The following is a 20,999-nucleotide window of genomic DNA, read 5'->3' as shown; positions in this document are numbered from 1 at the left end:
TCATCAACTCTCTATTTACTTAAACACCACAATCGTTGCTCCGCTGCCTCCGGCATTTTGCGGTGCATAGCCAAAACTCTTGACATGCTTGTTACGGCGGAGATATTTGGTGACGCCTTCGCGAATGACGCCTGTCCCAATTCCGTGGATAATGTCCACCTGTGCCATATTGTTGAGCAGGGCTTGGTCGATAAAGGTGTCCAGCTCTTGCATGGCTTCTTCATAACGTTTTCCTCGCAAATCCAGTCGGGCTCTTGGTCCGCTTGTGGTTGTTCGTTTCACCACATTGACCTGCTTGCGCTTAGGTTGTTCTTTTTCGGATTTGAGCAGATTAAACTCTGCTTCCTCCAAGGTCATTTTGATGAGTCCAACTTGTGCTTCCCACCGGCCGTCCTTGAGCTGATTGACAAGTGTCCCTCTCTGACCGTAGCTAATCACCAGAATATCGTCTCCCACCTTTGGTTTCCGTGCTTTTTTAGCTTGTTTCAGCACTTTATTCTGTGACAAGTCCACCGTTTCCGGAGCTAATTTTTTCAGCTGGCTTTTGGCTTCGATAATCTCATGCGGTTTAAGACTGGACTTATCATGGAGATTTTTGAGAATGCTCTCACTCTCTGACAAAGCCAGATCAACAATTTCCTGAGCTTCCAACCGTGCCTTATTGAGCTCGGTTTCTTTCTCTCGGTTAAACTCATTGTAAAGTTTTTTAAGTGCTCGGTTAAATTTGAGATTTTCCTGCTCAACCTCACGGATATTGTCTAAGCGCTTGCGGCTTTCCAGCGTTTGCTCCTCCAGTCGCTCAATGATTCGATTAACATCGCTGTCCGTATCGGTCAATTCTTGAGCATCCTTGACCACTCTATCAGATAGACCTAAACGCCTTGCGATCTCAAAGGCATTGGAGCAGCCCGGCACTCCCTGCATAAAGCGATAAGTTGGTCTTAGACTTGCCGTATCAAACTCCATGCTAGCATTTTGTACGCCAGCCATTTCAATCCCATAAGCCTTAAGCTCTGGGTAATGAGTCGTTGCCATTGTCTTGACCTGCCGCAGCCGCAAGTCCTCAAGGATAGCCATTGCAAGAGCTGCTCCTTCCTGCGGATCGGTTCCAGCTCCCAGCTCGTCCAAAAGCACCAAAGAATTTTCGTCTGACTGCTCTAAAATGGCAACAATATTGGTCATGTGGCTAGAGAAAGTCGATAAGCTCTGCTCAATAGACTGCTCATCTCCGATGTCGGCAAAAATTTGGTCAAAAATCCCCACTCGACTACCATTATCCGCCAAAATAGGCAGACCAGACTGCGCCATGAGCTGAGCCAAGCCCAAGGTCTTCAGCATAATTGTCTTCCCACCTGTATTAGGACCAGTAATGACGATTTCCGTTAAATCCGATGCAAAGTACAAATCATTAGCCACTGCATTTTCTATCAAGGGATGAGTAACATGGAGCAGGCGAATATACTTACTATCAGACAGCATCGGCACCACCGCGCCTCTCTCCTGCATAAAACACACTTTTGCCCGAACTAGATCCAAATGCCCAATAATCCAAGCGTTATTAGCAATTTCAACAATATGAGGACGTATTCGATCGGACAACTCTTGCAAGATACGTAGAATCTCATGACGCTCGTCTGCCTGCGCATTGGTGATTTCTTCATTGAGGTTGACTACCGCCCTCGGCTCGATATATACTGTATTTCCACTAGCAGAAATATCATGTACCACGCCTGAAATCCGATTACGAAATGTATTCTTAACTGGCAAAACATTGCGACCATTTCGACTGGCTACTACTTGATCTACCAACATATCGCCCTTCGTTTTGAGAATATCTTGCAAAATATCTCTCACTTGAACTTCATTTTCTTGAATTTTCCGGCGAATGCGAGCTAAATTGTCACTCGCAAAGCTTTCGACAAATCCACCCTCATTGATGGCTTGCAGCAATCCTTGCAGGTTAGGAAAAGCCAGTAATTTTTCAAAAAGACGGTTCAAGCGTTGCAAATCAACATTTTCCAACTTATCATAGAAATCAGTTAATTCTTGCGTGACAGTTAAAATACGCTTCAGAGCAAGAAATTCTTCAATATTTAAGTCGCCTTCCAGCTCCAAACGCTTGGTCAGTCCAGTAATGTCTTGAGTCGCAGCTAAGCTGAAATGCGGACGTTGCACAAAAATCTGCTGCATGTCCGTCATTTCTAAAAATGCTGTCTCCAACCGTTCCTGTTTATTAGATGGAAAAAGCTGTCCTAGCTCTAAACGGCCTTGTTCTGTTAACAGATAGGGTTCAAAGAGTGCCTTGATTTTCCCAAATTCTAATGTTTCTAAAATTTTTCTATTCATATGCTTATCTTTCTCGATGAAAAAGAAACTCAGCTAGCACCACCAACTGAGTCTTTGTATTATCCAATGATTTTGGTCACCCAGAGTTGTTTTAACACTCCTGAAGTAATCGGTGTGTGACTAATAATAAAACGAGCTATACTACTTGTATTGAGATGATTTTGAACAACTGGCAAGGGAATCGTCGCCAAAACGGTTAGGAACATTTGAATCCCAAACAAGGTAACACAAAGAGCTAAAACACCACTAGCAACATTGTACCAACGCTCTTTAGCTTTTTTATTTGGAACCAAGTGGATAAAAATTCCAATAAAACGAGCTACACTATACACAATCGTATAAATGACGAGATAAGCCAGACCAGCATAAAATACCTTGTCCAACTGGAACAATTGGCTACTTGGGAAAAAATACGTAAATGTCCCTTCCTGGGCACTCGCATAAGGTACTAAAAGATTGATTTGTTCACCTAAAGATTGGTATAGTAGCCCTGCGATAATAGCTGAAACGACCGCCGAAATAGTATAATAAGTTTGTAGTACAATTCCGCGCGAGTAGCCAATGTAAAAACTCCAAGCTAAAATCAGCAAAATCACTAACGAAATCATACGGTTTCCTCTTGCTCGCTCACTTTTTGCTTGTTGGCTTCTAGCACTTTCTTACGAAGTTCTTCCAGCTCTTGCTCCTTGTCATCAAACTCAATTTCACGTGACAATTGTGTCGCTAAGCTATTGACTGCCAGTAAAATAGCTAGTGTTTCATCATCAGCCATAGGCATCTTTTCTTTAATTGCGTGATATTTTTCTGTCGCAACCTTTTCGACCTCTTCCATGAATAAATTATCGTGTTCTGTTGTTAAGGTTACGCTTTTCTTTCCGAAAATAAATTTGTATCGATTTAAGTTTGCCATAAAATCACCTCAAAATATTATACCAAAAGGAAGCCATTTTGTCAGTTTTTAAAGAAATTTATCACTTTTATGGTACAATAACAATATGGAAAGTATTACCTTACAACCCAGTGAGAAACAAATTCAAGATTTTGTTGCCCAATACCAGGAACAGCTTGTTTCTAGTAAAAATCCTTATATTCGTTACCTTTTTAAGCTTGATAAGGCAACTGCCTCCATCTACACTTCAGGAAAAGTCCTCTTCCAAGGAGAAAAAGCAGAGCAGGCAGCACAATTTTTTGGCTATCAGTCTTCCAGAGAAGAAACGACAGTTCCTCAGCAAAATTGTCCTCTTATCGGGACAGATGAAGTCGGAAATGGCTCTTATTTCGGCGGGCTTGCTGTTGTGGCATCTTTTGTCACACCAGAACAGCATAGGTTTCTACGAAAGCTGGGAGTTGATGACTCTAAAAGCCTGACAGACCAGAAAATCAGGCAAATCGTTCCTTTGTTAAAGGAAAAGATTCAGCACCAAGCTCTGTTACTGTCTCCAAAAAAATACAATCAAGTCATTGCTGCTGGCTATAACGCAGTTTCTGTCAAGGTTGCTCTCCACAATCAAGCTATTTATTTGTTACTACAAACAGGAGTACAGCCTCAAAAAATCGTTATTGATGCTTTCACCAGCGACAAAAATTATCAAAAATATCTCCAGCGAGAAAGCAATCACTTTCCAAACTCTATTACGTTGGAGGAAAAAGCTGAAGGCAAATACCTAGCGGTAGCAGTCAGTTCTATGATCGCACGCGACTTATTTTTAGAAAATCTTGAAAATTTAAGTCAAGAGCTCGGCTACGAATTACCTAGTGGAGCAGGAGTAAAGTCCGATAAAATCGCAAGTCAGCTTCTTCAAACCTACGGTATGAAGAGTTTGGAAGCGAGCGCAAAACTACATTTTAAAAATACTGAAAAAGCAAAAAAACTTCTAGAAAGGTAAGTTATGCAAGCAAAATCAACTACTTTTTCAAAATTTATGAAAGAATGGGGATTTTTTATCCTCTTTATGGTGATTCTATTCTTATCACGCGCCTTTTTCTGGGTTCCTGTCAAGGTAGATGGTCATTCAATGGATCCGACTTTAGCTAACGGAGAATATTTATTTGTGGTCAAACACCTCCCTGTCAATCGCTTTGATATTGTCGTTGCAAGCGAAAAAGACGAAGATGGAAAAACCAAGCAAATTGTCAAGCGTGTTATCGGTCTTCCCGGAGACACTATCCGTTACGAAAATGACCAACTTTATATAAATGGTAAAAAGACTAATGAACCCTACCTTAAAAACTATATAGCAAGATTCAAAGAAGATAAATTGCAGTCAACCTATTCTTATAATAGTTATTTCCAATCTTTAGCAGATAAAGCCAAGTCCTTTACGCAAGATGCCAATGGCAACACAAACTTCACCATTGAAGTTCCAAAAGGTGAGTACCTACTTCTAGGAGATGATCGTCTCGTTTCAAAAGATAGCCGTCAGGTAGGAACGTTTAAAGCTAGTCAACTTCAAGGTGAAGCAAAATTCCGCTTCTGGCCTTTGAATAGAATCGGCACTTTCTAGTCAAGGAATTTTACTTTGATTATTTGAGTCTGGAACATCCGTTTCCAGGCTTTTACCATATCTTTTTGATGACAAATCATAACGGTTGGTTAATCATTCTAGCTCCTTGTCAAGCAAGAAAGGTGGATAAGCTAGTTGCTTATGTGAAGGCGGGACGACAAAAGTAACTTCTTACGAAATACTGACTTTTGTCCCATTCCCATTCTTTTAGTATTAAACAGGAAAATTATGGAATTTTACTTTTCAGGTACCATCGAACGTATTATCTTTGAAAATCCCAGCAGTTTTTTTCGGATTCTGTTGCTAAATATTGACGACACCGATGCGGATTTTGATGATTTTGAGATTATTGTCACCGGCACTATGGCAGATATTATAGAGGGGGAAGACTATACTTTCTGGGGAAATCTCGTGCAACACCCTAAATATGGTGAACAGCTCAAACTAATACGCTATGAGCGTGCTAAACCAACCAGCAAAGGCTTGGTCAAATATTTTTCAAGCGACCATTTTAAAGGAATCGGTGTAAAAACAGCACAAAAAATTGTGGATCTCTACGGCGATAACACGATTGATAAGGTCTTGGCAGAACCCGAAAAATTACATGATATTGTAGGCCTTTCTGCTAAAAATCGCGAAGCCTTTATTATGAAACTAAGACAGAACTACGGTACCGAGCGAGTCCTTGCAAAGCTATCTGAATACGGCATTTCAAATAAACTTGCCTTTCAGATTCAAGATTTTTACAAAGAAGAGACTCTCGAAATTGTCGAACACTATCCTTATCAATTAGTGGAAGATATTCAAGGAATAGGATTTAAAATTGCCGACCAACTGGCGCAAAGCTTAGGAATTGAAAGTACTGCTCCAGAGCGCTTCCGTGCAGGATTACTCCACACACTTCTAACCCAGTCCATGGAAAAAGGCGACACCTATCTTGAAGCAAAAGAGCTTCTGGAACATACGATTGAACTTCTGGAAAGCTCCCGACAGATCGAACTAGCTCCAAATTCTGTTGCAGATGAGCTAGCTCATTTGATTGAAGAAGATAAAGTCCAAAATGTCGATACGAAGATTTTTGAAAACAGTCTCTTTTTTGCTGAAGAAGGAATCTGCAACAATCTCTTACGCATTCTGGAGAAGGAAAATCAAAATAAATATGAACCGGAAAAAATCGAAGCTGCTATTACCCAAATCGAAATTGAGTTTGCCATTTCCTATGATGTGATTCAAAAACAAGCGATTTGTGACGCTATCAATCACAAAATTTTTATCCTAACGGGTGGTCCCGGAACGGGAAAAACGACCGTCATCAATGGAATCATTGCTGTTTACGCTCTGCTGAATGGGTTGGATTTGCGTAAATCTCACGATTTGCCTATCCTGCTAGCAGCTCCGACTGGGCGTGCTGCCAGACGCATGAATGAATTAACAGGGCTTCCAAGCGCTACGATTCATCGGCATTTAGGCATGACAGGAGACGATGACACTAGCCATTTAGACGATTATTTGGACGCAGACTTTATTATTGTCGACGAATTTTCAATGGTAGATACTTGGTTAGCCAATCAACTCCTCAGCAACATTTCATCAAACACCAAACTCCTAATTGTCGGAGATGCTGATCAGCTGCCTTCTGTCAGCCCCGGACAAGTGCTGGCAGATTTACTGAAAATCCCTCTTCTTCCACAGACCAAATTAGAAAAAATTTATCGACAAAGCAAAGATTCCACTATCGTTACCTTAGCCAGTCAGATTCAAAAAGGCATCCTGCCAACTGATTTTATAGAAAAAAAGGCTGACCGTTCTTATTTTGAAGCGCGTAGTGAACATATTCCGCAGATGATTGAACGTATTGTAGAAGCTGCTATCCGCAGTGGCATTCCAGCTCAAGATGTGCAGGTACTTGCGCCTATGTACCGCGGACAGGCTGGGATTGACCACATCAATCAACTCATGCAAAATCTAATCAACCCTGCCGAAAAAGAACAACTCGTCTTTGAAGCAACGGATTGCCAATACCGACAAGGCGACAAGGTGATTCATCTGGTCAATGATGCGGAAAGCAATGTGTTCAACGGTGACTTGGGTTATATCACCGATTTGCTGCCAGCAAAATATACGGACTCTAAACAGGACGAATTGACTATCAACTTTGACGGCAATGAGATTGTTTATCAACGCAGTGAATGGTATAAAATTCGTCTGGCATACGCTATGAGTATCCACAAATCTCAGGGTAGTGAATTTCCTGTAGTCATTTTACCGATTACATCCAGCAGCCACCGTATGCTGCAACGCAATCTTATCTATACTGCTATCACCCGTGCCAAGAGCAAATTGATTCTTCTTGGGGAAAAGTCTGCCTTTGCTTTTGCTGTCCAAAATACTGGGACAACACGTAAAACCTATCTGAAAGAGCGCTTTGAAGACTTTCTCAATGTAGAAAAAGTTATACACACTTCTGTGGATAATTTGGAAACAACTGTGGAAAAATATATCTTGACTGAGGAAAATTTCTTGAAAATCAACCCTATGATTGGAATAACGGATGAGGATATTCAAAGTGTTTTTGGAGAATGATATAAAATAGGAGCGAGGCAGAACTAAAACTTGAAAATTTTTAATTCCTAACCTCACCCCCATAGAATTGCTCAACAACCCGAAAACTGTTGAGTTGGTGAATGACAAAAACGAAGCGTTCATCAAAAATCCTCTTCCGATCTAAAAAAGTGAATGAAGAAGGACTTCCTTCGCAAATCCTAACTTCAACCCCAAAGCATCACTTTGAGCCATTAGCTACTACACTCTTGATTTATTGCATCATATCTTTTGAGGCTGAAGACTTTCGTTTCAGCCTCATTTTACATTCCAAATCCAGTTACTGTCACACCCAAAAGGCGTACACCTCTTGCTTGCTCATCTAAGCTATCATAAATCTCATGTGCAATGCGCTCAATCTGCTCTGCATCTTGCGTCCTGGTCACTAAACTTTGCCTCTTTGTCAACGTCGAAAAATCTGCATAACGAATCTTCAGGACAATCGTCTTTCCAGACTTTTCATGTTTTTTTAAACTACGAGCAACCTTTTGCGATAAAAGTGTCAATTCCTTTTTTATGTCGTCTTCGTCATATAGTAATTTTCCGTAAGTCCTTTCCTTACCAATAGACTTACGAATACGATTGACTTTCACTGGTGAATTGCTGATGCCTCTTGCCTTGCGATAAAGGTCAAAACCAAACCGCCCAAACAAATCAATTAAGGTCAGCTCAGAAATTTTCAACAAATCTTCCCCCGTATAAACACCCATATCATGCAGCTTTGCTACTGTCTTTTTCCCAACACCGTAAAATTTGGCAACATCCATTTGAGACAGAAAAGATTCTGCTTCTCCCGGCAAAACCACGGTCAGCCCGTGAGGCTTTTCATAGTCACTAGCCATTTTTGCCAAAAATTTGTTATAGGAAACACCCGCAGAACTTGTTAAATGAAGCTCTGTCCATATCTCGTGCTGGATTAACTTGGCTATCTTGACAGCAGATTTCATTCTCAGCTTATTTTTGGTCACATCTAGATAGGCTTCATCAATACTAATGGGCTCAATCACATCTGTATATCGCCTGAAAATTTCTCGAATTTGCTGGCTTACTGCCTGATATTTTTCATAATTTCCCGAAATGAAAATCGCTTGCGGACAACGTTCGTACGCTTCTTTGGAACTCATTGCTGAATGCACGCCGAACTTTCGCGCTTCATAATTACAAGTCGAGACAACGCCTCGTCCACCTGTCAAACGGGGATCAGCTCCAATGATGACTGGTTTACCTTTTAGTGCTGGATTATCTCTTTCTTCTATAGCGGCAAAAAAGGCATCCATATCAATGTGAATAATTTTCCGAGACGTATCATTGATTAGAGGAAAGATTAACATCAACACAACTCCTTTCTTGCTTCTGTTCTTTCATTATACAATTTTTATATAATATTTGAAAATAGCTTGTGCTTTTTCAAATATATAATACAATTATTTCTTGTTTTTAAATCTGTATTATAAAAGAAAGTGCTTTTATAACCAGATTCTATTTGTGGAAACGATTACTATATGATATACTTACTTTATAAATGTAACAGTTTTCTGTTGCTAGAAAGATACAAGAGGAAAAAACATGGTTGTTAAAACTGTTGTCGAAGCACAAGATATTTTTGACAAAGCCTGGGAAGGCTTCAAGGGTGAAGATTGGCGAGAAAAAGCCAGTGTATCTCGTTTTGTACAAGCAAACTACACTCCTTATGATGGAGATGAAAGTTTCTTAGCTGGACCAACTGAACGTTCTCTTCACATTAAAAAAATCATTGAAGATACAAAAGCACACTATGAAGAAACGCGTTTCCCAATGGATACACGCGCCACTTCAATCGCTGACATCCCAGCTGGATATATTGACAAAGATAATGAATTGATTTATGGTATCCAAAATGATGAATTGTTTAAGTTGAATTTCATGCCAAAAGGTGGTATCCGTATGGCGGAAACTGCTTTGAAGGAACATGGCTATGAACCAGATCCTAAAATGCATGAAATTTTTACAAAATATGTAACAACTGTAAATGACGGTATTTTCCGTGCGTACACAACAAATATCCGCCGTGCACGCCATGCGCATACTGTTACAGGTTTGCCAGATGCTTACTCACGCGGACGTATCATTGGTGTTTACGCACGTCTTGCTCTTTACGGTGCAGATTACTTGATGGCAGAAAAAGTTGAAGATTGGAATGCTTTAACTGAAATTGACGAAGAAACAATCCGTCTCCGCGAAGAAATCAACCTTCAATACCAATCATTGAAAGAAGTTGTCCGTCTAGGTGACCTTTATGGTCTTGATGTTCGCAGACCTGCTATGAATGTAAAAGAAGCTATTCAATGGGTGAATATCGCTTTCATGGCTGTCTGCCGTGTCGTAAATGGTGCTGCTACTTCTCTTGGACGTGTGCCAATCGTTCTTGATATTTATGCAGAACGCGACCTTGCTCGTGGTACTTTCACAGAATCAGAAATCCAAGAATTCGTTGATGACTTCGTCTTGAAACTTCGTACTGTAAAATTTGCTCGTACAAAAGCATACGATCAACTCTACTCAGGTGACCCAACCTTCATCACAACGTCTATGGCAGGTATGGGAAATGATGGTCGTCACCGTGTGACAAAAATGGACTACCGTTTCTTGAATACACTTGACAATATCGGTAACTCACCAGAGCCAAACTTAACAGTTCTTTGGACAGATAAATTACCATATGCATTCCGTCATTACTGCATGCACATGAGTCACAAACACTCTTCTATCCAATACGAAGGTGTAACAACAATGGCGAAAGATGGCTATGGTGAAATGAGTTGTATTTCATGCTGTGTGTCTCCGCTTGACCCAGAAAATGAAGAACAACGCCATAATATCCAATACTTCGGTGCTCGTGTAAACGTGTTAAAAGCTCTTCTTACAGGTCTTAACGGTGGTTACGATGATGTTCACAAAGATTACAAAGTATTTGACATTGAACCTATTCGTGATGAAGTCCTTAACTTTGATACTGTTAAGGCAAACTTTGAAAAATCGCTCGATTGGTTGACAGATACTTACGTAGATGCATTGAATATCATTCACTACATGACAGATAAGTACAACTACGAAGCTGTTCAAATGGCCTTCTTGCCAACCCACCAACGTGCTAATATGGGATTTGGTATCTGTGGATTTGCCAATACAGTTGATACATTGTCAGCTATTAAGTATGCGACGGTCAAACCAATCCGTGACGAAAATGGTTATATCTACGACTACGAAACTACTGGCGAATACCCACGTTGGGGCGAAGACGATCCTCGCTCAAACGAATTGGCTGAATGGTTGATTGAAGCTTACACTACTCGTCTGCGCAGCCACAAACTCTACAAGAACGCAGAAGCTACTGTATCCCTTCTTACAATCACGTCTAACGTTGCCTACTCTAAACAAACTGGTAACTCACCGGTCCACAAAGGGGTATACCTCAACGAAGATGGTTCAGTGAACTTATCTAAATTGGAATTCTTCTCACCAGGTGCAAACCCATCTAACAAAGCTCGTGGTGGTTGGTTGCAAAACCTCAACTCACTAGCCAGCCTTGACTTTGGCTATGCAGCAGATGGTATCTCTCTCACTACACAAGTTTCACCTCGTGCTCTTGGTAAGACTCGTGAAGAACAAGTGGATAACTTGGTCACAATTCTTGACGGTTACTTTGAAAATGGAGGACAACACGTCAACTTGAACGTTATGGATCTTAAAGATGTCTATGATAAGATTATGAATGGTGAAGATGTTATCGTTCGTATCTCAGGTTACTGTGTCAATACCAAATACCTTACTAAAGAACAAAAAACTGAATTGACTCAACGTGTCTTCCACGAAGTGCTTTCAATGGATGACGCCCTTAGCTAATTCAATTCTATTCTCAAAAACCAGTTGGAAATTCCAGCTGGTTTTCTTCTTTTTTATGCTATAATAGAGGTATTGTTAGTTAAAAGAAAAGGGTGTACAGATGATGGAGAAAAGAGATGTAGAAAGGGAAGACAAATTTAATCTAACTGTTGATGTCCTGATGTTAGCAGGTACGCTTCTGCTTCAAAGTGGTTCTGAAATTTATCGGGTTGAAGATACCATGATTCGGATTGCTCATTCTCAAGGAATTATGGATTGTAATGCACTCGCAATGCCAGTTGCCATTTTCTTTTCAATTGAAAACACCAATATTTCGCGTATGAAACGGATTACTCACTCAAATTATAATATTGAAAAAGTATGTGATGTCAATCAAGTATCACGCGAGCTTGTTAGTGGAGATATCACTCTTGAAGAAGCATTTGAGAAATTAGTTCAGCTAAAAAAGAAAAAAGCGCCTTATACAAATAAACAGCTAACGCTAGCTGCTACTATTAGTGCCCCTTTTTTCTCCATCATGTTTGGTGGCAATCTCTATGATGCACTCGGAGCTGCTCTTGCGACCTTTTTTGGCTTTTCTTTTTCTCTTTTGGTTAATAAATATGTGCGTATTCCCTTTGTCACAGCTTTTGCCGGTGCTTTTGTTTTTGGACTGCTGGCACAAATCTGGGCACGCTATTCTGGCTTTCCTTCAAGTGCTGACTTAATCATCGCAGGTGCTGTCATGCCTTTTGTTCCTGGTATTGCTCTAACCAATGCTGTACGTGATTTAATGACCAATCATCTCAACTCTGGAATGAGCAAAATCTTTGAAACATTGCTAATTACCCTAGCGCTAGGAGCAGGCACTTCCGTAGCTCTCGTCCTAATGAAATAAAAGGTGAATCCATTGATTGTCTTACTACAAGCTGCAGCAAGTTTTCTTGCGATTGTAACGTTCTTAATCGTTTTAAATGTTCAAAAAAGCATGCTCATTCCAGGGGGAGCTCTTGGAATGTTTATCTGGCTATTATATTATGTACTAAAAGGTCCGACAAATGTCATCATTGCTACGTTCATCGCAGCTATTATTGGGTCTTGCATTAGTCAAGTGTTGAGTATTCTCTACAAAACGCCCGCAGTCGTTTTTATCTTAGCCATTTTGGCTCCTTTGGTTCCAGGTTACCTTTCCTATCGTACAACCGCTTTTTTCGTTACCGGAAATTATAGCCACGCTATGGTAAATGCCACACTAGTGGTAATTCTGGCCTTAGTGATTTCGATCGGAATGGCAAGTGGCACAGTGGTGCTTAGACTATACCATTATCTACAAAAGCATCGCTCCTCATAATTCGACATAACTCCTGAAAATGTCCCAAGTCTTTCTTTTCGCAAGAAGGCTTTTTTCTCAGTTTCCACTTTAATTATGATAAAATGGAATAGAATAAGTTTGGTATCAAACCGAAAAATATATAGAGGTAATGATGAACATTGGAATTGATAAAATTGGCTTTGCAACAGCCAATTATGTATTAAAGTTAGCCGATTTAGCAGAGGCACGTAATATTGCGCCAGAAAAATTAAGTAAGGGACTTCTGGTAAAGGAATTCAGTGTCGCTCCTGTTACAGAAGATATTGTAACGATGGGAGCAAGCGCTGCTGCAGCCATTTTGACAGAAGAAGATAAAAATGAGATTGACATGGTTATCGTAGCCAGCGAATCTGGAATTGACCAAAGCAAGGCTTCCGCTGTTTTTGTTCATGGTCTGCTCAGAATTCAGCCATTCACACGCAGCTTTGAAATGAAAGAGGCTTGCTATAGCGCTACTGCCGCACTGGATTATGCGAAGCTGCATGTCGAAAAGCATCCTAGTTCAAAAGTATTGGTCATTGCAAGTGACATTGCCAAGTATGGTATTGAAACACCGGGAGAGCCAACACAAGGGGCTGGAGCAGTGGCTATGCTCATCACAAATAACCCACGGATTCTCATTTTTAATGAAGATAATGTTGCTCAGACGCGAGATATTATGGACTTTTGGCGACCAAATTATTCTACAACGCCGTTTGTCAATGGTCTATATTCTACTCAGCAATATTTGGATAGTTTAGAAACGACTTGGATAGAATATCAAAAACGCAACCAAGTGTCCTTAAAAGATTTTGCAGCAATTTGCTTCCATCTGCCTTATCCCAAACTAGCCTTAAAAGGGCTGAAAAAGATTATGGATAAGAGTTTGCCAATTGAGCAGCAAGAGCAACTACAAGCGAATTTCGAGCAATCTATTCTTTACAGCCAAAAGGTTGGGAATATCTACACAGGCTCTCTCTTTTTAGGTCTACTTTCTCTGCTTGAAAATAGTACGTCTCTTAAAGCAAGTGACCGGATTGCACTTTTTAGCTATGGGAGCGGGGCTGTGTCAGAAATCTTTAGTGGTCAGCTCGTAGCAGGCTTTAAGCAGCAACTGCAAACCAATCATCTGGAAATACTCAACAATCGCACGCTGTTAAGCATTCCAGATTATGAGAAACTATTTTTTGAAGAAGCAAATCTGGATAAAAACGGATCTGCTAGCTTTACAAACTATGAAAACCAGGACTTTGCTTTAGCAGAAATTGTTGAGCACCAACGTAGATACATCAAGGTGGAAAAATAACATGAAGTTAAGTTGGACAGGTTTTTCTAAAAAATCGCTACAAGAACGATTAAAGTTCCTGCAAGATTATCACTTGCTAACCGAAAACAATCAAGCAAACCTTGAATATAATCACACACTTCCTCTTTCAACGGCTGATCAAATGAGCGAAAATGTCATCGGAACCTTTGCCCTTCCTTACGCTTTCGTTCCCGATGTCATGGTAGACGGACAAGTTTATCAAGTTCCTTTTGTAACAGAAGAACCTTCTGTCGTTGCGGCTGCCAGCTTTGCAGCAAAAATGATTAAACGTTCTGGAGGCTTCAAAACAACCATTCACAATCGCCAAATGATTGGACAAGTTGCCCTCTGTCATGTGCCAGATATTAAAAATGCCATAAACAACATTCAGGAAAAGAAGCAAAAGTTACTAGAATTGGCAAATCAAGCCCATCCATCAATTGTCAAACGTGGAGGTGGAGCACGCCATTTGCATGCGGAATACCTAAATGGTGAAGCTGAATTTCTAATCGTCTACCTAACAGTTGACACCCAAGAAGCTATGGGAGCCAATATCCTCAATACCATGCTAGAAGCATTAAAATCACCATTAGAAGAGTTATCTGGTGGTAAAAGTTTGATGGCAATTTTATCAAATTATGCGACGGAAGCCTTAGTAACTGCCACCTGTGAAATTGATATCCGTTTTCTCGACCGAAATAAGTCAGAAGCCCTTGATATTGCTAAGAAAATAGTGTTAGCAAGCCAATTTGCCAAGCAAGATCCTTATCGCGCCAGCACCCACAACAAAGGAATCTTCAATGGGATTGACGCCGTCGTACTGGCAACAGGAAATGACTGGCGGGCAATTGAAGCGGGCGCACATGCCTATGCTAGCAGAAATGGAACTTATCAAGGATTGACGACTTGGTCCATCAAGGAAGCTACTCAAACACTCTACGGAGAGATTACTCTTCCACTTCCCATCGCTACAAAAGGCGGTTCCATCGGACTCAATCCTACAGTAGAAGTTAGCTTTGACTTGCTAAACCAACCAACCGCCAAAGAGTTAGCCAGTATCATTGCGTCTATTGGTTTAGCACAAAACTTTGCGGCTTTGAAAGCACTGGTCAGCACCGGCATTCAGCAGGGTCACATGAAACTGCAAGCTAAATCTCTCGCTCTTTTAGCCGGAGCTCAAGACACAGAAATCTCTCCTTTGGTTTCTCAACTCATTTCCGAGAAAAATTTTAGTCTCAAAAGAGCGCAAGAAATTTTAGAAGACTTTCGTCAAAAATCATAAGCAAAAAAGAATCCGATAAGTGAACAACTCATCGGGTTTCTTTTTTCATTTGATTTTGTGCTTCTCGCAAACGTCCATACAAAAGATAAGGTACTTGCCTTAACTCCGTCAAATTTTGACAAGCAAGTGCACACATAATCAAGCGTATATCTTCCTTCCAACTATTGATAATAGAAATGACTTCGGTTACTGAATACCTCTCGATTAATTCTAACATCGTGCGCGAAAGCCCAACAGCTTTAGCGCCTAAAACAAATGCCTTAACCATATCAAGCGGCTGACGTACTCCGCCGCTAACAAGAAGGTCCATTTTATCCATCATCGACCGAGCATTCAATAAGGCTTGGAGAGTAGACTGCCCCCAATCATTGAGATAATCTCGATTGCCGCCACGCCTGTTTTCAATATAGGCGAAGCTCGTTCCGCCACGTCCAGAAAGGTCTACTGTTCGGATACCCAAGTCATAAGCCGTTTGAATCGTCGCTAAGTCCATACCAAAACCAACTTCTTTTAGTACGATTGGAACTGTGCTTTTTTCAGCATAGTCTTTTAAATGTGCTCGCCAAGTTTTAAAGGAGCGTTCTCCTTCTGGCATGAGCAATTCTTGCATGAGGTTCACATGCACTTGCAAAAAAAGAGGATGAAGAGCTGTGATTGCATGCTGACCTAACTCATACGGCTTATCCAGCCCAATATTCGTTGCAAGGAGTAGATCTGGCTTATCTTTTTTAACGGCATAAGAATCATCCGCTGGATTATTCAAAGCAGCACTGTAAGATCCTGTGACAAACAGAATACCGCACGCTTCCGCTACTTGAGCTAAGCGTTGATTGATGTCTTTCCCCTTCTCGCTTCCACCTGTCATAGCATTGATGTAAAACGGAAACTCCCAGTCTCTACCTGCAAAATGCGTTGTTACATCAATCTCGTCCAAATCATACTTAGGAAGCGAGCAATGAATGAGCTCCATGTCATCAAAACTATTATAAGGCGACTCGTACTTGAGTGCGTACTTTATGTGTTCATCTTTACGATTTCGGCTCATCTATCCCACCTCTCCTTATATAAAACCTCGATTCCTGCCGCTTGCCAACGCTCCACTAAGATTTGACTGGCTTCGGAATCAAAAGACAAGGCTATGCCACAATCACCACCGCCAGCACCGCTGCTTTTTGCCATACAGTCCAATCCTTGACTAGACCTTTTTAAAGCTCTCAATTTTTCATTATAAATAGCAGGGCTAAGTTGCAGCAGGAGGCAACTAACTTTTTCTAGACTTTGCTTCACAATTTCTTTCTCACCAACAAGCAACGCTTTCTCCAGTCGAAGGACTTCATCTTGCGTTTGTGTTAAAAAGCTTGATGAGATTTTTGCTTTGACTTGATTGATGAGAACGCTAGAAATAGCTGGTTCTCTCGTCCAGCCCACGAGGAAATCACATGGAAGCTGTGGATGGATTGTCCGGATAATGTATCCCCAATCTTGTGTCACTATCTTTTCTAAAGGAAGCTCATTGATCTGCTCTGCTATTTTTTTTCGATTAAAAGATTGGTAATAAATCAAGTCCTCATAGGCGATACAAGCTACATCCCCCATTGAACCATTATCTCCCCGTTTAAGGAGGACATAGGCTGCCAACTTAAAGGTTTCATCCGCAGATAATGGCACATCAAACAAAGATGCTATCGCCCTTATCGTCACAACCACTACGCTACCACTAGACCCCAAACCGATTTTTTTCCCATCTCGTTCCATTTTTCCAGTAATGGTTAAAGAAAAAGGGCTTAATGAAATAGATTGACTTTGTAAAAACTCATCCATGACAGCAACCGTGTCTTGAATGAGACTGTAATCATCATCAGGTGTCAGATCCACAGCATGGTCAAACATATCTGAAAATAGGCGATACTGTTCAGCAAAATGAATTTTCCCAGTCATGTAGATAGGAATATGTTTCAAAATCGCTCCTTGCCCCGCCGTCAAGACAGAATATTCTCCTGCTAAATATAATTTCCCACATGTTCTTACTGTCTTAGTCATCTGGTAATTCCTTCGTTTTAGAAACAATGAGATGATATTTTTCAGCAAATATTGGTACTAAGTGTTCCAAATCTTCTTCTAAACACAAAACTTTTACATTTGGTCCTGCATCCATGGTGAAATAGCAGCGCTCTCCCTCACTTCGTAATTGCTTAACAAAATCCATTGCTTCATAACTTTTCTCGGTCAAATAAGAAAAAGGAGGGCTTGCAGTCTGAGTGGTAGCATGCATGGCAAGCGCATTTTTTTCTGTTAGTTCTCCAATTTTAGAAAAATGATTGTTAGAAAGATAAATCAGCATAGCTTTGTAATCTTCTTCTGACTGTCTCACCCAATCATCAAATATTGTTGAAGTTTCTGCACACCGTTTCATACCTTCACGACTCGAAATAGGCTTTTTCTGATCATATAAGACCAACATAATCATGGCTAATTTCAAATCCGTCTTTACTGGATAAATTTCACCACTATCTTTGTCCCAAGCCGAAATTGGACCATAAAAACTCCGCGAAGACGAGCCAGAAGCTAATTTTGCTTTTTGCGCCAGTTGTTTTGTGGACAAGTGTAGTCCAAAAAATTCATTGCATGCCTTAACGAGGGCAGATAAACCGCTTGAACTAGAAGATAACCCTGCTGCTGTCGGCATATTATTTTTTGTATCAATTCGCACAAACCCAGATCCTGCAGGACGGAAACGATCTATGATTTCACCCATTTTTTTGTGTTCAGTTTGATCTTGCAAAATACCATTGATGTAAAATTCATCTGACTGGGCACTGACCGGCAAACTTGATAAGCTCGTTTCTGTGTACATATTTTCCAAGGTCAAAGAAATGCTGCTCGTCGCAGGAATCATCTTAGCAGTATCTTTCTTACCCCAATATTTGATAATGGCAATATTGGCATAAGACCGCACGTTTACAGACTTTCGATCCATGTATGCACCGCTCCTTTCTCTCTCAATAACTGGGATAGCCAACTAGCTTTTTCTTTGTTAGCCACTAGAGCAATGATGCAACCGCCAAGACCACCACCGCTCATTTTCGCACCAACTGCTCCATTTGCTTGCGCTATGGAAACCAGTTTATCTGCTTCTGAGCAACTAACACCTAAACTTTTTAGGCTTAGATGAGCTTCTGACATAGCCATACCAATTGCTTCTAAATCTTTAATTTTCAACGCCGCTTCAACTTCATTCGTCAATTTACCAAGCTGATGCAAATGTGGCAAAGCCCTTCTTCCAATACTTTCCACCTTTTGAATCGCTTCGCGTGTATGCCCATAAATCCCTGTATCTGCTATCACAAGATAAGCTCCAAGATTCGTCTCGAACTCTGAAAAACCAACATTTTTGATAAATTTAATAGCACGATCGCTCAAGCAAGTCTTCGCATCCAATCCACTCGGATTCATGTGGGCAATCATCTCCGCTCGATTCGCTAAAATCTCAAGAGTTTCTTTATCTAAATCTTGCTCATAATAGTCAAAGACAGCTCGAATCGCAGCAATGCTCACTGCTGCCGAAGAACCCATTCCCCGCTTTTCAGGTACCATTGATTCAATCTCGCACCGAATATCAGCCTCTTGTATCCCTAAAAATTCTAAAGAAGCAAAAACCGCCATAGAGAGGGTATCTTCCTCGTATAAAACCCACGTATGATTTGACGGTAGAATACGACAAGTCACTTCGATATTATTTAAAGGCAAGGCTAACGCAGGGTAACCATATACAACAGCATGTTCCCCTATCAAAATAATTTTACTGTGTGCCCGACCGACACCTACTTTTTTCGTCATAGTCTCTCTCTATATCACATACTTCATCTATTATTTTAATATAATTCAGAGAAAAAAGCGATCGTTATTTTTCAATTCCTTTTATATTACAAACTAATTTATTTCAACCCTTAAAACAGCGAAAAAGAGCAGGAAACCCAGCTCTTACTCCTACTGTCTTTATTTTTACAGTTCTTGTTTTATAAAATCCATGAGCTTATTGCGTTCTAAAATCCACTGCTCACGTTCATCCTTCTCATACGTCCGATTGGAAAGAAAAATAACTGCTTTCTGCTGCGCACGATTAAGCATAATAAACGTTCCTGTATAACCTGTGTGTTGCAACCATTCTCCATCTAAATCCCAAGCAAGACTGCGCTTTTTCCCAACTTCTCTTGAAAAATTTTGCGTCAAGATTGCTGCGAAATCATCCTGCAAATAATGTTCCAAAAATATTTCTAAATCTTGAACAGTAGAAAACAGACCCGCACTCCCTGCATGTCTGCCCAATACACGCGCTTTTGGGTCATGTACAATTCCTGCTTTTACACCACGAACAGTCGGAACTGCCTGTGCGACAGGTCCAAAGACTGTTTTTTTCATATTCCATGGTTGAAAAATCTTCTGCTTAAATATGTCAGTCAAAGATTGACCAAAGATTTCTTCCAACATAAACCCTAACAACAAGAAATTCACATCTGTATAACGAAAACTCTTGTCGTCTAGTACTGTCAAATGATTCAAGGCATCCGTTAATTCTGTGGCATTGAGTTTATTACGATTGGGAATAAAAGGATCGACCCCTGATGTGTGAGTGGCTAGCTGCCTCACCGTGACAGAATCATCCTGAAAAGCTGGGTAGTAATTCGTCAAAGGCTGATTAAGATCAACAGCTTGCTGATCCACCAAGAAAGCAAGTATCGTTCCGACACCCACAACCTTACTGACGCTTGCCAAGTCATACAATAATCCCGCCCGACTTTTCTCACCCTGTTCAGGATTGCTCTCACCAAAATAGTATTCTTGCCACTTTCCATGAGCATATAAAGCTAAGCTAGCTCCAGGATAGATTTGCTGCAATATCTGCTGTTCGACTTTTGAGAGAATCTTATTCAAACTCATACTGCTTCAATCCAAACTTCAATCTGGCTGTCATCTTTTGTTAAGAAAAATTTACCCGATTTAGGTATAAAATTTTCTCTTCCTTGAAATAAGGTTTGCAAAGCTGCTACGTCGAACTGTTCAACGGTAAATTTAAACATTGCCAAGTCCCAAGTTTGACTGCTCTCTGTCACCAAATCTGGCCCATCTGCTTGTGAGAATGCTAGAATAGACTGATTTTCTAGCCATTCCCGATAAAAAGTGACTGCCTTTTCCTCATCTAGAACGTTAATCTGAATTTGCTCTATGGTAAATTGACTAAGTCCAATAAAATCCTCTAGCGGCTCAAATGCTGGGACTATCAGCATTCTATCCAAAGTCGTCCAGTCTTCCTCACTATGCAATAAAAACTTATCTCCTTCTGGAGAGCTTGCTTCAAAGGCATAACCATTTTTCCCTTGATACAGCGTATCAATCTTATTGCCACGCGCTAAAAGTGCTTCAATTTCTCGTGGATTGGCTACTTTGATAATAATTTTAGCTAATTTCTTTGTTCCTACAACTTTGCGAGTCCGCATACTGGGTGACTCTTCTAGCTGTAATTTTTCAACCTTTGTTTGATCTCCAAGACTGACAAAAGCTCCTTCTTCTAACAGATCTTTCATCCCTAAAGTTTGACAATAAAAGGCAAGATTGTTTTTCCGATTATTGATTTTTAATACTGGTATCGTATTTACAATTTTATTTGTTGAATGCATAACTTCCTCCAAGCCTTTCTATTTTAAATAATTTTTGTATATTTTACAAATATTTATGTTCAAATAGAAAAAA

General features: G+C 40.4%; 18 protein-coding genes. 8 read left to right on the top strand and 10 right to left on the bottom strand.

Going from position 1 to position 20,999, the window contains the following annotated elements:
• Positions 1-15: 15 nt before the first annotated feature.
• Genes SCSC_RS01150 through SCSC_RS01140 form a run of 3 tightly spaced genes read right to left on the bottom strand, consistent with a single transcriptional unit; the run spans position 16 to position 3,256 of the window.
• On the bottom strand, positions 16-2,346 hold the full coding sequence (locus SCSC_RS01150) for an endonuclease MutS2 (protein ID WP_006270647.1): 2,331 nt from the start codon (positions 2,344-2,346) through the stop codon (positions 16-18).
• A gap of 59 nt (positions 2,347-2,405) precedes the next feature.
• Positions 2,406-2,954 (bottom strand): CvpA family protein, encoded by a 549-nt coding sequence (locus tag SCSC_RS01145; protein ID WP_006270633.1) that lies wholly within the window; start codon positions 2,952-2,954, stop codon positions 2,406-2,408.
• A complete protein-coding gene (locus tag SCSC_RS01140; RefSeq protein ID WP_003070932.1) occupies positions 2,951-3,256 on the bottom strand; it encodes a hypothetical protein in 306 nt (101 codons plus the stop codon). Before SCSC_RS01140 ends, SCSC_RS01145 begins: the two co-directional genes overlap by 4 nt.
• An 85-nt stretch (positions 3,257-3,341) precedes the next feature.
• Here SCSC_RS01140 and rnhC point away from each other — a divergent pair, with 85 nt between their 5' ends.
• The 3 genes from rnhC to recD2 all read left to right on the top strand — a co-directional run bounded on the left by rnhC (position 3,342) and on the right by recD2 (position 7,433).
• The gene (rnhC, locus tag SCSC_RS01135; RefSeq protein ID WP_006270627.1) at positions 3,342-4,232 is read left to right on the top strand and encodes a ribonuclease HIII; all 891 of its coding nucleotides are present in this window, start codon (positions 3,342-3,344) and stop codon (positions 4,230-4,232) included.
• A gap of 3 nt (positions 4,233-4,235) precedes the next feature.
• Positions 4,236-4,850 (top strand): signal peptidase I, encoded by a 615-nt coding sequence (lepB, locus tag SCSC_RS01130; RefSeq protein ID WP_006269005.1) that lies wholly within the window; start codon positions 4,236-4,238, stop codon positions 4,848-4,850.
• 228 nt (positions 4,851-5,078) lie between these two features.
• Entirely contained in the window at positions 5,079-7,433 is a 2,355-nt protein-coding gene (gene recD2, locus SCSC_RS01125) for an SF1B family DNA helicase RecD2 (RefSeq protein ID WP_006270635.1), read from the top strand.
• 281 nt (positions 7,434-7,714) lie between these two features.
• On the opposite strand, the gene dinB is transcribed toward recD2, so the two are convergent.
• Positions 7,715-8,782 (bottom strand): DNA polymerase IV, encoded by a 1,068-nt coding sequence (gene dinB, locus SCSC_RS01120; RefSeq protein ID WP_006270639.1) that lies wholly within the window; start codon positions 8,780-8,782, stop codon positions 7,715-7,717.
• A gap of 235 nt (positions 8,783-9,017) precedes the next feature.
• On the opposite strand from dinB, the gene pflB reads away from it, so the two are divergent.
• The 5 genes from pflB to SCSC_RS01095 all read left to right on the top strand — a co-directional run bounded on the left by pflB (position 9,018) and on the right by SCSC_RS01095 (position 15,251).
• A complete protein-coding gene (pflB, locus tag SCSC_RS01115; RefSeq protein WP_006270642.1) occupies positions 9,018-11,333 on the top strand; it encodes a formate C-acetyltransferase in 2,316 nt (771 codons plus the stop codon).
• Between the two features lie 100 nt (positions 11,334-11,433).
• Positions 11,434-12,210: a threonine/serine exporter family protein gene (locus tag SCSC_RS01110; protein ID WP_006270637.1), complete on the top strand. Its 777-nt coding sequence runs from the start codon at positions 11,434-11,436 to the stop codon at positions 12,208-12,210.
• Between the two features lie 12 nt (positions 12,211-12,222).
• The gene (locus tag SCSC_RS01105) at positions 12,223-12,663 is read left to right on the top strand and encodes a threonine/serine exporter family protein (protein ID WP_006270632.1); all 441 of its coding nucleotides are present in this window, start codon (positions 12,223-12,225) and stop codon (positions 12,661-12,663) included.
• Positions 12,664-12,796: 133 nt separating this feature from the next.
• Entirely contained in the window at positions 12,797-13,969 is a 1,173-nt protein-coding gene (locus tag SCSC_RS01100) for a hydroxymethylglutaryl-CoA synthase (RefSeq protein WP_006270630.1), read from the top strand.
• Position 13,970: 1 nt separating this feature from the next.
• A complete protein-coding gene (locus tag SCSC_RS01095) occupies positions 13,971-15,251 on the top strand; it encodes a hydroxymethylglutaryl-CoA reductase, degradative (protein ID WP_006270641.1) in 1,281 nt (426 codons plus the stop codon).
• A gap of 28 nt (positions 15,252-15,279) precedes the next feature.
• On the opposite strand, the gene fni is transcribed toward SCSC_RS01095, so the two are convergent.
• The 6 genes from fni to SCSC_RS01065 form a co-directional block, all read right to left on the bottom strand.
• The gene (gene fni, locus SCSC_RS01090) at positions 15,280-16,296 is read right to left on the bottom strand and encodes a type 2 isopentenyl-diphosphate Delta-isomerase (RefSeq protein WP_006270648.1); all 1,017 of its coding nucleotides are present in this window, start codon (positions 16,294-16,296) and stop codon (positions 15,280-15,282) included.
• Positions 16,293-17,291 carry a phosphomevalonate kinase gene (locus tag SCSC_RS01085; protein WP_006270643.1) on the bottom strand — a complete coding sequence of 333 codons (999 nt, stop codon included), beginning with the start codon at positions 17,289-17,291 and terminating at the stop codon, positions 16,293-16,295. Before SCSC_RS01085 ends, fni begins: the two co-directional genes overlap by 4 nt.
• Complete coding sequence (gene mvaD, locus SCSC_RS01080; RefSeq protein WP_006270634.1) at positions 17,284-18,228, bottom strand: diphosphomevalonate decarboxylase; 945 nt, start codon at positions 18,226-18,228, stop codon at positions 17,284-17,286. Before mvaD ends, SCSC_RS01085 begins: the two co-directional genes overlap by 8 nt.
• On the bottom strand, positions 18,210-19,088 hold the full coding sequence (mvk, locus tag SCSC_RS01075; protein WP_006270628.1) for a mevalonate kinase: 879 nt from the start codon (positions 19,086-19,088) through the stop codon (positions 18,210-18,212). Before mvk ends, mvaD begins: the two co-directional genes overlap by 19 nt.
• 165 nt (positions 19,089-19,253) lie before the next feature.
• Positions 19,254-20,189 carry a serine hydrolase domain-containing protein gene (locus tag SCSC_RS01070; protein ID WP_006270629.1) on the bottom strand — a complete coding sequence of 312 codons (936 nt, stop codon included), beginning with the start codon at positions 20,187-20,189 and terminating at the stop codon, positions 19,254-19,256.
• Entirely contained in the window at positions 20,186-20,926 is a 741-nt protein-coding gene (locus SCSC_RS01065) for a CppA N-terminal domain-containing protein (RefSeq protein WP_006270626.1), read from the bottom strand. The genes SCSC_RS01070 and SCSC_RS01065 overlap by 4 nt, the downstream gene beginning before the upstream one ends.
• Positions 20,927-20,999: the final 73 nt, after the last annotated feature.

This window comes from Streptococcus constellatus subsp. constellatus (assembly GCF_023167545.1).
GTDB classification, from domain to species: domain Bacteria; phylum Bacillota; class Bacilli; order Lactobacillales; family Streptococcaceae; genus Streptococcus; species Streptococcus constellatus.
The sequence above is the reverse complement of the archived record's forward strand: the minus strand, read 5'-3'. Positions and strand labels throughout refer to the sequence as shown.